The sequence below is a fragment of the Pseudomonas sp. IT-P294 genome, assembly GCF_949767865.1.
Lineage (GTDB): Bacteria > Pseudomonadota > Gammaproteobacteria > Pseudomonadales > Pseudomonadaceae > Aquipseudomonas.
The window spans coordinates 54,721-70,319 of the sequence record NZ_CATKQW010000033.1 but is presented as its reverse complement, the minus strand read 5'-3'; the positions used below and the strand labels follow the sequence as shown (position 1 = coordinate 70,319).

General features: G+C 60.7%; 10 protein-coding genes. All 10 read right to left on the bottom strand.

The features are described 5' to 3' along the window. Positions 1 to 10: 10 nt before the first annotated feature. The 10 genes from ACM6I0_RS19275 to ACM6I0_RS19230 all read right to left on the bottom strand — a co-directional run bounded on the left by ACM6I0_RS19275 (position 11) and on the right by ACM6I0_RS19230 (position 15,587). Entirely contained in the window at positions 11 to 2,929 is a 2,919-nt protein-coding gene (locus ACM6I0_RS19275) for a TIGR00180 family glycosyltransferase (RefSeq protein WP_414923036.1), read from the bottom strand. 55 nt (positions 2,930 to 2,984) lie between these two features. Beyond that, positions 2,985 to 3,722: a cephalosporin hydroxylase family protein gene (locus ACM6I0_RS19270; RefSeq protein WP_414923035.1), complete on the bottom strand. Its 738-nt coding sequence runs from the start codon at positions 3,720 to 3,722 to the stop codon at positions 2,985 to 2,987. Positions 3,723 to 3,739: 17 nt separating this feature from the next. After that, the gene (locus ACM6I0_RS19265; protein ID WP_414923034.1) at positions 3,740 to 4,810 is read right to left on the bottom strand and encodes a class I SAM-dependent methyltransferase; all 1,071 of its coding nucleotides are present in this window, start codon (positions 4,808 to 4,810) and stop codon (positions 3,740 to 3,742) included. Continuing rightward, positions 4,800 to 5,657 (bottom strand): NAD-dependent epimerase/dehydratase family protein, encoded by an 858-nt coding sequence (locus tag ACM6I0_RS19260; protein ID WP_414923033.1) that lies wholly within the window; start codon positions 5,655 to 5,657, stop codon positions 4,800 to 4,802. The genes ACM6I0_RS19265 and ACM6I0_RS19260 overlap by 11 nt, the downstream gene beginning before the upstream one ends. Further along, on the bottom strand, positions 5,654 to 6,880 hold the full coding sequence (locus ACM6I0_RS19255; protein ID WP_414923032.1) for a methyltransferase domain-containing protein: 1,227 nt from the start codon (positions 6,878 to 6,880) through the stop codon (positions 5,654 to 5,656). The genes ACM6I0_RS19260 and ACM6I0_RS19255 overlap by 4 nt, the downstream gene beginning before the upstream one ends. Continuing rightward, positions 6,877 to 7,437 (bottom strand): dTDP-4-dehydrorhamnose 3,5-epimerase family protein, encoded by a 561-nt coding sequence (locus tag ACM6I0_RS19250; protein ID WP_090181495.1) that lies wholly within the window; start codon positions 7,435 to 7,437, stop codon positions 6,877 to 6,879. Before ACM6I0_RS19250 ends, ACM6I0_RS19255 begins: the two co-directional genes overlap by 4 nt. Beyond that, positions 7,434 to 8,516, bottom strand: a complete 1,083-nt coding sequence (gene rfbG / locus ACM6I0_RS19245; protein WP_414923031.1) for a CDP-glucose 4,6-dehydratase — start codon at positions 8,514 to 8,516, stop codon at positions 7,434 to 7,436. The genes ACM6I0_RS19250 and rfbG overlap by 4 nt, the downstream gene beginning before the upstream one ends. After that, complete coding sequence (gene rfbF / locus ACM6I0_RS19240) at positions 8,498 to 9,271, bottom strand: glucose-1-phosphate cytidylyltransferase (protein ID WP_285434735.1); 774 nt, start codon at positions 9,269 to 9,271, stop codon at positions 8,498 to 8,500. The genes rfbG and rfbF overlap by 19 nt, the downstream gene beginning before the upstream one ends. A 1,025-nt stretch (positions 9,272 to 10,296) precedes the next feature. Then, a complete protein-coding gene (locus tag ACM6I0_RS19235; protein WP_414923030.1) occupies positions 10,297 to 13,893 on the bottom strand; it encodes a glycosyltransferase in 3,597 nt (1,198 codons plus the stop codon). Positions 13,894 to 14,009: 116 nt separating this feature from the next. Continuing rightward, positions 14,010 to 15,587 carry a flagellar hook-associated protein 3 gene (locus tag ACM6I0_RS19230; RefSeq protein WP_414923029.1) on the bottom strand — a complete coding sequence of 526 codons (1,578 nt, stop codon included), beginning with the start codon at positions 15,585 to 15,587 and terminating at the stop codon, positions 14,010 to 14,012. Between the last annotated feature and the right edge of the window lie 12 nt (positions 15,588 to 15,599).

Sequence of the window (15,599 nt, the reverse complement as noted above, 5' to 3'; positions counted from 1 at the left end):
TCAGCCAGGTTTATGCGAGCAACTGTGCCCAGTTGATCGGAGCGCTTTCACCCAGGGCAAAACCCTTGCCGGTCAACGCCAGATTGGCGTTGTAGGCCTGGTCCTGTGCAAAGGCCGAGGCCCATTTTTCCCGCAGGGCGTCGAGCACCTCGGGAGCCTGCGACACCACGCCCGGATGAATCACCTGAACCCGCGGCGTCCACACGGTGAGATAACCCGCCTGCCCGGCCTTGAGGCACAGATCGACGTCGCTCAACCCTTCGGCGAATGTCTGGTCATCCAGGCCACCCAAGGCCTCGAACAATTCTTTGCGCACCATCAGGCAAGCCTGCGACACCGCCGAATAGTTCTGATCCAGTGCCAAGCGCTGCAGGTAGCTGTTGCTGGCGTCATAACGGTCGCCGATAAACGCTGAACCGACTCCGTCACGCATCCCCAGAATCAGACCGGCTTGCGTGACCTTGCCTTCACGATCGACAAGCGTGGCACCGACAATCCCCACTTCCGGACGCTGGGCATGGTTGAGCAGCGACTCGATCCAGTTCGGATTGACCACTTCACCGTCTGCATCCAGCAGCACCAGGTATTCACCCTGCGCTTGCTGACTCGCGGCGTTGTACAACGCCACGTTGCTCAGCGTCTGGTCTGCATACAGGACGCGCACCTTGGCGTTCTGTAGCGTGCCCAGCCAATCGTTGACCTCGGCCGACTGAGTCGGATTCGCCGCAATCAGCACTTCGTAGCGCGTGTAGCGGGTACGCAGCAACACGCCTTGCACGCACTGTTGCAGCAGGGCCAGGTCATCCCCTGCAGGAACGATGATCGAGACCAGTGGACGCTCGGTGTGACGGTAGTCGACCTGATAAGTGCCAGGGGTCGCCGAGGTGATTTTGGCCTTGTAGCCACGGTTGCCCAGATGACGCAGCAGCGCGAGGCGTTCGTCGGCGTTCTCTTCCAGTACCGGCGCCTGCGCGATCAGCAATGGCTCGTCGAGGTGCGCCAGACCGCTCAGGCCGCCCGCCTCGATGATACGCAGCAGCAAATCGAATTCCAGGGCCTTTCTGAAATCGGGCTGGTAACCACCCGCCTCGATCAACACGTCGCGGCGGATCAACCAGTGCCGCGCCATCAAGGCGGGCAGGCTTTGCAGCAGGTCCAGGTTGAAGCCCGGCCGGAACACATCCACCAGTGCGCCGTTGTCGGTACGCTGGATTTCATCGGTCGCTACCGCGCGGATGTCACTGGCGGACAACAGCTCCAGGCTGGCACGCAACAGACCACCCGGGGTGAACTCATCCCCGGCCTCGGCCAGCAGCAGCCAGTCACATGGCGACTGACGGGCGCTCTGATTCAGCTTTTCGACAACGTTGCCTGGCGTCACACGGACAAAGTGCAGGGTGTTCTGTGCCGTGGTCGCCGCGAGCGCTTCGCCGGTGGTGAAGACCACAACTTTGAAGGCCTTGCAGTGGCCTTCAAGCAAGCTGTCGAGGGTGACCTGCAATTTCTCGACATCGTTATCCAGGTCCAGCAAAAGGATGCCGAAGTGTGGCCCCCCACCATTCTCTGCCAAGTGTCGGGCAATTGCCTCAGCCTGTTCGGCATCGGGCGACCGGGTCTCCAGCCACTTGAGCAGGCGACCCGAACGCATGTTTTCAAACGTCGAGTGATGATCCACGACCGACAACGCATCAAGGCGTGCGACCCAGTCGCGCATCGATTCAGCTTCTTCGTCCTCGCCCAGCAGCTCCAGTTGCGCCACCAGGCGCTTGACCACCGTACGGTTGAACGCATTGGCGTCGTAGGCCTGCCACAAACGGTCGACCACGCTTTCCGACGTATCGTTGTTACGCGGGCTCAGCAAGTGTTCCTGGCGAGTCCACACGCCCTCAAGCTGTTCGAGCTGAAGGCGACCGGCCGGCATCGCATGAAGCATGAATTCGAACTGGGTCAACTTGTCGAAGAACGCCTGATTGTAGAACGGCATTTCGACGTACTGTTTTGGCCCGAAAAGACGATCGGGAGCCTTGAGGGTGTTGTTCCAGATGGACTGGAAAACCAACTCCGCGGTCAGGGCACGTCCGGTTTGCAGGCTGTCGATCATGGCGTCGAAACTTTCCATGACGAAGGCTTTGGCCTGTACCGGATCGAGCCCCTTGATCCCGGTGGGCAACGAGGCCAGGAATTCAGCAAAGGCGTCACGCTCGGCCACCGATTTGGCGTCGGTATACGTCAGCGAGTGATACACCTCGGTGTTGTGCTCGGAGTTGCCATAGTTGATCTCACGCACCACATAAGGGGTTGGCAGGATCCGCGCCTTGGCGCACGCCAGCATGTAGTAGACGTGACCGATCTCCTGCCATTGGAAACTGGTGCCCGGCGGCAACAGCGAATACCAGGATTTCATCAGCGAAGTACGGGTCACCGCGTAAAACGGCGGCAGGTATTGGTGCATGTACTCGACGACCCGATCCTGAGGTCGCTCGGAGGAATAGTCCTCGCACACCTTCTTGTCGCGCCGGTAGTAGCTCACGCTATTGGCGAAGGTCAGGTACATCAGGCAATAGCCGTGGCACATGCCGTAGTCGCGGTTCGCTTGCAGGAAGTCCACCGACTCGGCCAGCGCATCGTGCACGATGAAGTCATCGTCGGCCGCCAACACCATGTACGGAGTGGTCACTTGCTCCACGCCATAGGCGATTTTGGCCTGGAAGCCACTGTAGGCGTATTGCGGCACATGCCGGTATTCGACGTCAGGCAGTTCGCCCTTGAAAGGTTCAGTGGCGGAGTCGAGCACCAGTACTTTGCAAGGCAAGTCACCGTAATACTTCATTGCCCGGCGCAAAAAAGCCGGACGGTTGTGGGAAATCAACACCACCGTCAGCAACTCATTCAACGGCAACATGTGCTCAGAAACGGACTTGCCTTGCATAACTTCTCCCACTGCCGGCGAAACGCCTGACTAACACTTTAATGATGTGCCGAAATTAACGAACGCGACGCAGGTAGCCGTCCGGTGCAACGGTGAGCAGCAGCTTGTTTTGCATCTGCTGGTCAATCTCGAAATCCTTGTTCTCTTCAAGGTATTTCCACACCGCGGTTTTCGGGTTGTCGCCCGGGCCCCATGGACGGTCCGGGAAGAAATCGGCCGGCATGTCTTCGACAACGGTGTCCATCACCACGCAGTAGCTGTCCACCGACACCAGTGGCGCGTACAGGCGCAACTCTTCCAGCACGTGGTCGTGGGTATGGTTGGAGTCGAGCACCAGAATGACTTTCTTGCCTTCGGCCGCAGCACGAACCTGGGCAGCGATCGCCGGGTCGATGCTCGAACCTTCGATCATTTTGATGCGCTTGCTCATCGCGTGGCTTTCGATGGCTTCGCGGTTGTGCGGGCGAATATCGAGGTCGATGCCCAGCACTTCACCGTGGCCTTGCAACTCCAGCAAGGACGCGTAGTAGATGATCGAACCGCCGTGGGCGATGCCGCATTCGATCACCAGGTCTGGCTTGACCTGCCAGATGATCTCTTGCATCGCCATCATGTCTTGCGGCAGCTGGATGATCGGACGGCCCATCCACGAGAAGTGGTAGCTGTACTTGTGTTTGGCCGATTCGTTGAAGAAATCCCGGGCCAGACCGGTCAGTTTCTGGTCGTCGCCCTGACGCGCGATTTCTGCCTGGCACTCGGCTTCGAAGGCTTTATTGATGGTGTTGTCGGTCATTTTTCTAATCTCAATAGTCACTGGAACGAAGCGCTGTCGACGGCGTGATAGACATAACGTCCACCGGTCATCCGCTTGATTTCTTCGAGGTAGTTGGAGTTCATCACAAACAGGTTGGCGCCTTCGGGCAACGCATCCATGGCCTCTTGCGGCGAGGACACCCGCACGCCGCTCAAGGGCAGATACCGCCCCTGTTTGGCCGGGTTGATGTCCACCACGCGATCCACCGCCACACCGGCCCGTTGCAGGAACAGCGAATAAATCACGCCTTTGGACGAGGCACCCCAGATCGCCGAACCTTGCTCGGGGGCGTCCTGGATAATCTGCACCGCGCGCTCAAGGCTGCTGGTGAAACCCTGTGGCAATTCAAGGCGCGGTACCGGTTGCTCCGGGGTCAGGCGCAAGGTCGACAGGTCTGCCACGATGTACAGGTATTGGCCACCGAACAGGTGACCGGCCTCGTGCACCGTGCCGAACATCCGGCGCAGGTCATCGAGACGGAAATAATTGACGTGCTCGTAGAACAGGTCGAACCAGGCGCGATGCTCCAGGATCCAGTCGAAGCACGGCACTTCGATGTAGATCTGCCCGCCCTGATTGGCCTCGGCCATCTCGGCGAGAAAACTCACTGGGTCCTGGATATGTTCCAGCACATGACGCAGCACGATGGCGTCCGCCGCCAGACCGAGGCCACGGGTGAACGGCGCCTTGATCACGTCGGCGTTGCTGCCTTCGTAAGCCGGGTCGATGCCGGTGATGGCGTAGCCCAGGCCCTTCAACAGTTCGAGAAAGTAGCCTTTGCCGCAGCCGACTTCGATCAGTTCCTGGTCCTTGAAATGGCGGGCAATGATCCCTTCCACATCGCTCAAGTGCTTCTGGAACTGCCCCGAATGCGCTTGCTCATTCTGGTAGTCGGCGTCATAGCTGAGCTTGTCGGCATCGAAGGCCTGATTGAAGATCAACCCGCTCAGTTCGTCCTGCACCAGGACCATGTCGGCGCTGGCAGAGGCCCGGGCCGAATCCGCGTCGACGAAGGTGCGGTTTTGCAGCACCGGCAGGTCAGCGACCCGATACAACTCATGCTTCATGATTGCCTCCCAGCAGCTGTTGCAAACGGTCCGCCACGCCCCAGAAGGCCATCGGTTCGTGGGTCGGGTAAGGGTAATGACCGAGGTTCAAACGGATCGATGCGCCAAGTGCGCGCAATCGCTGCTCGACCAGCGCCCGCACAGACACCGGCTGGCCGCTGGAACAATTGATCAGCCCATTGAATTCCCGCTGTTGCAGGATTGCCGCCAGGTAATCGGCGGCGATGTCGATGGCCAGGTAATCGCGCAACTGCTCGCCGGCCGACATGTTGAACGTGTCGTCACCGGCATCGATTGCCCGGTCCAGTGCTGCCAGCAGACTGTTGGGGTTCTGGCCCTCGCCGTGCAGGTAGAACAGCCGCGCCCATTGCAGGGTGAACGGCTGGACCCGCTGCAAATTTTCCAGAAACAGCCGCAGGGTGTTTTTGGCCAACCCATAAGGATTGCTCGGCTGCGGTGTGGCCTGCTCGCTGAGCGGCCCGCTTTGCATGCCGTATTCGAAACAGGTTCCGGTCACCAATACTTGCGACACGCCCGCCTCGACCGCGCCCTTTATGAACCGGTAATCGGCCATCAGGTTGTGCTCGAAATGGAACAGCGCCTGATAGTTCGGCAACCCCGGCCACGCCAGATGCGCCAAGGCATCGATGTTCGCGGTCAGCGCGGTGATGTCCAGATCGTCGGCGTGAATGTCCGCCGCCATGAACTCCACGGCGTTGATCCATGGCATCGTCGCGGCCGTTTCGGCGTTACGCGCCACCGCCCGGACTTCGCAGCCACGGGCGAGCAAGGCGGCGACCAAATGGCGGCCGACGAAGCCGGTGGCCCCGGTTACAAGCACTTTCACAGGACGGTCAACTCAGGCACGGCGATCACGAAGCGAGCGTCCCACTGACGTACCTGCGCCAGTTGCTGACTGACTTCGTGCAGCAAGTTCCAGGGCAGGACCAGCACGTAGTCCGGTTTCTCGATATCGATCTGTGCCGGCGACACGATTGGAATGCGACTGCCCGGCAAGTACTTGCCCTGCTTGTGCGGATTGGCGTCGGCCACCCACGCCAGCAGGTCGGGCTTGACCCCGGCGTAGTTGAGCAAGGTGTTGCCTTTGGCTGCAGCGCCGTAACCGACCACCCGCTTGCCGTCGGCCTTGGCCTGCAACAGGAAACGCAGCAGTTCGTGCTTGATGCGTTCGGCGGCTGGCGCGAGGGTCGCGTAATACTCGGGGGTTTTCACGCCGGCTTCGAGTTCAGCGTGCAGTTGTTGAGCAACCGTCGGCTGCACCTCGCGGCGAATACCGTCGATGCGCTGGACGAACACGCGCAGCGAGCCGCCGTGAGTCGACAGCTGACTGACGTCGAACACTTCCAGGCCATTGCGCTCGCATAAGGTCTGCACGGCGGTCAGCGACAGGTAGGAATAGTGCTCGTGATACAGCGTGTCGAATTGCTGCCCGGCCATCAGCGTCAGCAGCTGCGGAAATTCGAACGTGGCCACGCCGGTCGGTTTGAGCAAGGTTGCAAAACCGCCGAGGAAATCGTTGATGTCCGGCACGTGGGCCAACACGTTGTTGGCGGCCATCAGGTCTGCCGACCAGCCTTCGCTGACCAACTGCGCAGCGCTGTCACGGCCAAAGAACAGTTCACGAATCTGCAGGCCTTTTTCCCGGGCCGCTTGCGCGGTGCTGCGGGTAGGCTCGACGCCCAGGCAAGGGATGCCGCGCCCGGCGACGTACTGCAACAGGTAACCGTCATTGGCGGCGATTTCCACCACACGGCTGTCGGCGGTCAGGCCGAAGCGTTCGGTCATCTCGGCGACGTAGCGCTCGGCATGGGCCAGCCAGGTGCTGGAGAACGAACTGAAATACGCATACTCGGCATCGAACAGACTGTCGGCGCTGGTGTAATCCTCGGTCTGCACCAGCCAGCACTGCTGACATACCGCAACCTTCAACGGCACCCATTGTTCGGCTTGCTCCAGCTGATCGGCACGCACATAGGCGTTGGACGGCGGCGAGGTGCCGAGGTCAATCAGCGGCAAGGCCAGGGAAGTCCCGCAACCACGGCAGTTCATACTCGCACTCCAGCGAAATGGTCATCGAGCAAGGGATGGCTGGAATCCCGCGCCGACAGATTATTGACAGGCAACGGCCAGGCAATCGCCAGCCGTGGATCGTTCACGCTCAAACCACCCTCGTGCACCGGCGTGTAGTCCGCGCTGTGCAGGTAGAGCAATTCGGCATCGTCGGTCAGGGTCTGGAAACCGTGGGCGAACCCGGCCGGAATCAGCAGGCTGCGACCGTCGCCGGCGCGCAGGTGTTCGGCGTGCCAATGCAGGAAGGTCTCGGAGCCGGGCCGCAAGTCCACCGCCACGTCCCAGACTTCACCGCGCAGGCAGGTGATCAACTTGGCTTCCGGCGCACTGGCATTCTGGTAATGCAGACCGCGCACACTGCCGCGCTCGCGGGTGCAGGAGTGGTTGATCTGGCGGATATGAAACGGCTCGCCGAACGCACTCAGGCTGCCTTCGCAGAACAGCCGCGCGAAGTGCCCGCGCTCATCTTCAAAGCGTTTGTGCTGCACGCTGAACAGTCCGGCCAGGGGCAACGGCTGCAACAGAAATTCGCTCACAGCGCGCCTCGGTACAGGTTCAACTGGCCCAACGTCATGGCGCGCATGTCGTCGCCGTTCTGCCACGCCAGGTGCCAGTCGAGTGTGTGGGTCAGGCACTCTTGCAACGACCAGCGCGGCTGCCACGCCAACAGTTGACGGGCGCGGCTGCTGTCCAGGCGCAGCAGGCCGGCTTCGTGCAAATCACTCGGTTCGATGCGCAAACCACGGGCTTGCGGCCAGCGGCTGGCGAGCAATTCGACGACTTCGCCGACGCTGCACATGTCCGCTTCGCTCGGGCCGAAGTTCCACGCGCCAGCAAACGCCGGACCTTGTTCATAGAGGCCGGCGGCCAGTTGGAGGTAACCGGCCAGCGGTTCCAGCGCGTGCTGCCACGGGCGCACGGCTTGCGGGTAACGCAGGGTCACCGGTTCGTCGGCCGTCCAGGCCTTGAGCACGTCGGGAATCAACCGCTCGGGTGCAAAATCTCCCCCGCCCAGCACATTACCGGCGCGCGCCGTGGCCAGCGCCAGACCGTGCTCGTCATGCTTCTCGGCCGGGAAGAACGAGGCGGCGTAAGACTGCGCCAACAATTCGCAGCAGGCTTTGCTGCTGCTGTAAGGATCGTGTCCACCGAGGGCTTCGTCTTCGCGGTACGGCCACAGCCATTCCTGATTGGCGTAGACCTTGTCGGTGGTCACCAGCACGCAGGCACGCACGCAGCCGACCTGACGAATCGCTTCAAGCAGATTCAGGGTGCCCATGACGTTGCTGGAATAAGTGCCCAGCGGGTCGCGATAACCTTCACGCACCAACGGCTGGGCCGCCAGGTGCAAGACAATCTCTGGCTCGGTGTCGGCAATGATTTCAAGCAGCGCACCCAAGTCACGCAGGTCGCCGCGCTGATCGTTGATGCCTTCGTGCACCCGTGCCAGTTCGAACAGGCTCGGTTCGGTGGACGGATCAAGGGCGAACCCGATGACCTTGGCTCCCAGGCTTTGTAGCCACAGCGTCAACCAACTGCCCTTGAAACCGGTGTGCCCGGTGACCAGAACCCGCTTGCCGCGCCAGAATTGCGGACTCAGTCCCATTGCTTCCATGGGGCCTCCCCGCTCTGCCACAACGCCTCAAGGTGATTCTTGTCACGCAGGGTGTCCATCGGATGCCAGAAACCGTCGTGCTGGAATGCCTGCAGCTGTTCTTCACTGGCCAATGCCGCCAGGGGCTCTGCTTCCCAGGAAGTCTGGTCGTCGCCGATGTACGGCAACACCTTGGGCGACAGTACGAAAAAGCCGCCGTTGATCCAGCCGCCGTCGCCCCGTGGTTTTTCGATGAAGCCTTTGACACTGTCACCGTCGCGCTCCAGGGCACCGTAGCGGCCTGGCGGTTGCACGGCGGTCACGGTCGCGAGTTTGCCGTGGGCCAGGTGGAAGTCCACCAATGCACCGATATTGAGGTCCGAGACACCGTCTCCGTAGGTAAAGCAGAAGGCCTTTTCGCCCTCCAGATAACGCGAGGCGCGACGCAGGCGGCCACCGGTCATGGTGTCTTCGCCAGTGTCGATCAACGTGACGCGCCACGGTTCGCTGTAGTTCTGGTGAACGTCCATGCGGTTGTTGCACATGTCGAAGGTGACGTCGGAGGTGTGCAGGAAGTAGTTGGCGAAGAAGTCCTTGATCGCGTAGCCCTTGTAGCCAAGGCAGATCACAAAATCGTGGATTCCGTGCGCGGAGTACTGCTTCATGATGTGCCAGAGAATTGGCTTGCCGCCGATCTCGATCATCGGCTTGGGCTTGAGGTGCGACTCTTCGCTGATTCGCGTGCCCAGGCCACCCGCCAAAATAACTGCCTTCATCCTCTACCCTCTCTTGTTCGTCACAGGGCTCAGCCAAGCTGTATCAAGCTTTTGCAGGCCTTCTGGATAAAACGCTCAACGCCGCCGTGTGGACTGCCCGCAACGCTGCAAGTGCTCGTTTTATGGCGATATAAAGGGGGACTTGCAGGAAACGCGCCAGCTCCTGGCGTCCGGCGGGTGGTGGTGGTGCTAGGCAAATGCAGGGGGTACATATCCGTTTTTGGGGTAACGGCGGCTATTGGTTCCGCCCTGACGGCGGGTCACTTGGAGAAGCGCCAAGTAACCAAGCGCTTTTGCCCCTGACGTTCGGTGCCTCGCTAATGCTCGGCATGCCCTCGCTCCGGTCCTGCTCCGTGGGCCCGCCGCCATCGGCCATCCATGGCCGGGGGCGGCTACCGCGGCATCCTTGCCGCGGTGCCCACTGCGCAGAACCTGCGCTCGGCCTCACGAGGGGGCGTGCACCGCCAAAGCAAAACGAGGCGGCCTACCGGCCGGCCTGTTTGCTCAACGCTTGCGCGTGGTGATCGTTCCCATGCTCCGCGTGGGAATGCCGCCGGGGACGCTCTGCGTCCCGCTGTCGACACCAGGCTTGAGTCTTGCGCGATGGTGACGCGGAGCGTCACGGGATGCATTCCCACGCGGAGCGTGGGAACGATCAATCGGCGCACAGCTTTTGCTCGTCACCACTCATCAGGTCGAGCGTTAGCTCGCCTTCCGCTTTTGATTTTGATCTTGATCTGCCCCGTCGGGAGGCCGAACGCAGGTTCTGCGTAGTGGGCAACCCGGCATGGATGCCGGGTTAGCCGCCCCCGGCCATGGATGGCCGATGGCGGCGGGCCCACGGAGCAGGACCGGAGTGAGGGAATGCCGAGCCACAGCGAGGCACCGGACGTCAGGGGCGCTAGCGCTTGGTTACTTGGCGCTTCTCCAAGTGACCCGCCGTCAGGGCGGAACCAATAGCCGCCGTTACCACAGAAACGGATATGCACCCAACTGGCAGGGAACGGGCAGGGACCGGCTGATGATCAATCCGCCAACCAGCCATTTTCCCAGTAGCGCAGATTGTCACCGCGCAACACGTAGTCGCGCAGAACCACCTCGCGCAACTCATCGCCCATGCGGTAGCTGGCGTCCGGGTCGGCCAGGTGCATGCGGATCGCTTGCAGCCACTCATCGGTGGAGTTGGTTTTGATCCGGGTACATGGCAGGTACCCGCGATAAGCCTCGGTATCAGTGCAGATCACCGGGTAACCGCAAGCCCCGTACTCCAGCAGACGCAGGTTGCTCTTGCAGTCGTTGAAGATGTGGAATTCCAGCGGTGCCAGCGCCAGGTCCAGGTTCAGGCTGGCCAGCTTCGCCGGGTAGACGTCCAGCCCGATCACACCATGGAACTCATGCATATACGGACGCAAATCATCCGGGCACATGCCGAAGAACACCCAGTCGACTTCGTTGGCCAGTTCGCGAACCACGTCGGCGATCACCGCCAGGTCGCCGTGGTGACTGGTGCCGCCGCCCCAGCCGACCCGAGGTTTTTTTGAAGTACGGCGCTGGCTGCGCATGTCGCTCCACAAGTGTTTGGCCAGCATGTTTGGCACGACACGAATGTCGTCATGCATGTCCGACAATGCGTTACCCAGCGCGTCGGTGGAGACCACCACGCGGTCGCACATGCCGATCGCGCGCCGTACCAGTTTCTCCATCTCATCCTTGCCCGGCATGTTGCGGATATGCGCATTGCGATGGGGGACGTTGATGACATAGTCATCCAGCTCGTAAATCCGTCGGGCGCTGGAGTAGGTTATCAGGCCCGGAATCTCGTTGATCGGGCCTTCGGAGTAACGACCTTGCAGGATGATCACGTCAGGTGACTGACGCTCGACCTCAATGATCGACGGCAAGTTGTAGTGAATACGTCCGTGAGCCCTGCCCGCCGCTTCCAGTTCGATCAAAGGCTGCGTCACGCGGTAGTGACCGATGGCCGAGGCATTGACTGGCAGTGCAAGAATTGTCGGCAACTGAGATTTCGAGAACGGGCTCCAGCCGGCACGCAGGCCCGGCTCAAGACTGAAGCTCGAACCGCCCAACCCGTGCAACGACAAATTGACGTTATAGGCCGGATCGCGAGCCACGATAGGCAGCCAGCGCTTGTAAAACACTTGCTGTTCCTGAGTGCGCGAGGCCTGATCGGCCTCCGACAACGTTACCGCCGGCTGAGCGCCCAAGGCCAGTTTGGCAAAGGGTGTCCAGACCACCAGATAACCGTCCTTACCTACACGCAGGCACAGGTCCACTTCGTTGAGGCTCTGGCCCAGGTTCTGCTCGTCCAGGCCACCAATCGCGTCAAATACGGCTTTGCGGATCATCAGGCAATCAGCGCCGACGGCGCTCAAGTCATGGGCTACCTGCAGGCGATACATATAGCCCGCGGCGTTCAACGACTCGCCGTAAAACGGTACGCCGGCCGGCCCTTGCAAACCAAGAATCAGGCCCGCGTGCAGAACTCGTCCATCCGGGTTGAACACCTTCGCCCCCACCACGCCGACTTCCGATCGTTGTGCGTGATTGAGCAATTCATCCAGCCAGTCGCTCTGGGTGATCACGGTGTACGGGTTAAGCATCAGCACGTAGTCGCCAGCAGCCTGCTTCACGGCGAAGTTGCGCACCGCCGCGCCATTGCCTTGCTGTGGATACGTCAACACGCGAATCCGCTCGCTGCCCAACTGCGCCATACCCGCCAGCCACGCGAGGGCCTCGGCGCTTTCGCTACCGTTGTCGACAAGCAGCAACTCATAGTCGGTGTAGGCGGTTTTTTCCAGCAGGCTCTCGACACAGCGCTGCATGGCGATGGTCTGATCCTTGCCAACGATGACGATCGACACTAACGGACGATCCTCATGGTGATAGTCGACTCGGTTAAGCAGCGTCGAACCCGCATCGCGAATCACATGCGCGATGCCCATGCGGTCCAGGTGCGCTTGCAGCAACAGCGGATTGTTATTGACCACTTCGGGCTGGGACAGCCACTTGGCAAGATCGAACGGCGACTCCAGCAGAATTTCGGCAACGTGTCCGATCACTTGCGGGCCGTCATTTTCGACCAGACGCCAGAGCACATCATGAGGGGCCAATTCGCCAAAGACGGAATCAAAACCGCCCAACGCCAGAAACGCTTCACGGTCAAACGCCAGCGCACGCCCCACATAAGGGTAGCTGCGCATCAAGTCCAGGTTAAAGTCTGGCTTGAACGCCGGCTCGGCCGACTCGCCCTGCCGCAGGCCACCTTCATCGCTGTACAGACACTTCAGCGTGCGCGAGAGGGCAATCCGCTCAGCCATTACCAGCAAGGCCGGCGCCACCAGGCGATCGCCGGCACGCAGCAGGTAGAACCAGTCAGCCCCGTCCAGTTGCGGCAACAGTTCATTGATCTGCTGCTGCCAGTCATCTTGCAGCGGCAAACGGAAAATCCGCTCATCCAGCTCGGCTTCCATGCACGACGAGGACAACACCAGTGTCAGTTCAGGTGGATAGTCTTGCGCGGCAAGGGATTGCAACGTGTGGTCCACCGCTGAGCGACTGCCCTGCTCATCAATAATGATCGGGACGATTTTTGGCGTGCGCGGCCAGCTCACCAATGTTTCGGGCAACAATGTGCGCTGACCGTCGGTGAGGCAGCGGCACGCCAGCCACTGGGCGTACAGCTCGGAGAAACTGACACTGGCAATGCCGACATGCCAGTCCTGAGTGGTCTGCTTGGTGCCCAGGGTTCGGCTCAGCGGTAACTCTTCCCAAACCCGGGGTAACTCGTCGGCCTTGGTCAGCGGCAAGTAGCGAACCCAACCCGGCGCTGGCGCAGATTCGCCGCTGCGGGCCTTGAGCATCTGCAACAGCCATTGCCGCTCGGCCTCGACCGAATCCCTCATCGATTGTTGACTGCTCAAACGCTCCGGGTACAGGCGCTCGACACTCAACACATGATTGGACACCACCAGATTACCGCGCCGCAGCAGGCACATGTACAAGGCGAAATCCAGGGTCGCGACAAAACAATGACCGGGTTGAGTCAAGGCCGGCAACAGCTCCAGTACATCGGCACGACGGAACATGGCATTGCTGAAACCGCCGAGGATATTGACCGGGAAACTCTCGAAGATCGCCAGCAGGTCTTCACCCTTGAATAGCCCGCACACAGGGGAAAGCGGTGTGTTTTCAAGCCGCGAAGGCAAAGGCAAATCATCGGCATCCCAGAACAACCGCTGGGCCAGTACCAGATTCACATCTTCACGATCGATGAGCACTTGTGCCTGACGCTCGATGCACGTGGCGAACAATTGGTCATCATCGCAAAGAAACTTGATGAACTCGCCTTGCGCTTCTTCCAGGCAGACTTGCAGGTTTCCCACCAATCCGAGCGTGCGGGGATTGCGCACATAGTGCACGACGACATCCGTCTGCCCGCTCAACGAATTGACCATCTCTTCGATTTCAGTGCCACGGCTATCGTCGCAAACAATGACCTCGAGATTGCCATAGTCTTGGCTCACGGCACTGTGCAACGCCCGACCAAAAAAGCGCGGATTGAAGGCGGGAATGACGAGGCTGACAAGAGGGAGTGAATTCACGGCGGACTCGCAGGCGGCGAGAGCTCGCCCAGAAAAGCGAGCCCTTGGAACCGCGGAAAAAGACAGTAGATATGGGAGGGTCAGCGGTCACCGGACGCTTGCGCGCCCGGCGGCCGTCAGATCTTGTTGAACAGCCCCAGCGAAGTGATCTTGCTGAACGCCAGTTGCGCGGCTTGCAGCATGGTCTGCTGCAGGGTCAGGCGCGTCATGACTTCGGCAGGGTCGGAGTCACGAATCGACGACTGGGTCGCCGTATTCGCCAGGCTCAGGCTCTGGTTAGTCGTGGTCTGATCGTCCAGTGACTGACCGCGCGCACCGATCGACGTAATGGCCGAGCCCAACTGGTTACTGGCGCTATCCAGATTCGCGAGGCCCGATTCCATGGCCGCCTGGAATTGCTGCTTGGCGTTCGTGTTGCCATCGACTGGCAAGCTCATCGCGCTGATCATCTTGCCCAATGTGTCGAGCACGTTCTGGGTCTGGTGATTGTTGGACTGGACCGCGAACTGATCGTTGGCGGCGGGTGCACCACCGCCCAGGGTGAATGTCACGCCCGCAGCAGTGGCGGTGGACGGAGGACCGGCCACCACGGCGCCCGAAGACACGGGGCGACTGTCGACGGTCACCGGCGCAGCGTAGAGGTCGAAGGCTGTCGGACTGGTGAACTTGAGGACCGCCCCACCCGTCGGGAACGCAGCATTGTAGGCCGCCGGGTTAGTGATGGCGGAACCGGTGATGACGGCTGTGGACGCGTTGCCGGCGCTGCGCGTGGCGTTGAACGAGTCCTGCGAGGCCGACAGCTGGAAGGTGTGACCGGCAATCACTGTGTCCGGTACATCGCCCGGCTTGAGGTTGATGTTCAGGTTCAGGTCGACGCCACGAAAGTTGACCACCTGGTTGGCGCCGTTGCTGTTGCTGAACGCGCCGTTCTGGCTGGCCTCGGTCGTTACGTCGTTGCCCAGTCCATCGGTGATCTTCAGCTGGGTGCTGCTCAAGAAGGTGACCGTGTATGGCTGGCCGCTGGCGAACTTGGCGTCGTAGGTTGCGCTGTTGCTGACCTGACCATTGGACAGGACCACGCGACCATCATCCACCGCCGGAGCGGTCATGGTGGCCTGGGTGCGGCTGGTATTGATGGTCTGCTGGAACGCGTCCCAGCCAGTGGTGTTGGATGCCACCGTCAACCCATCGCCGATGCCCAGGTTGATGCTGGTCTGGTCACCGTTGTAGGTGTAGGTGCCGTCGGAATTCTGTGAGTAAGGCGGGGTGTCGGTTTTCGAACCGGAGAACAGGAAGTTGCCGGAGGCATCCTTGGAGTTCATCAGGCCCAGCACTTGTTGCTGGATCTGGCCCAGTTCCGAGGCATACGCTTTACGGTCGTCGTCGGTGGCGATGCCGTTGTTGGCACTGAGGGCGATTTCCTTGGCGCGCTGCAAGGCGGTGCCAATGGAATCCAGGGTGGTTTCCTGCAGGCTCAATGAACTCTTGGTCGAACTGATGTTGGCGTTGTACTGATCCAGCATTGCGCTCTGCTGACCGAGCTGCAGCAAACGACCGGCACCGACCGGATCATCAGCGGCGGTGTTGACGCGCGTCAGGCTGCTGGCTTCATTGCTGGTCGCGATCGCCTTGTTGAAGTTGCGCTGATAGTTGGCAGCGGTTGTCTCGTAATACTGGGCGGTAGAAATGCGCATGAATTACGACTC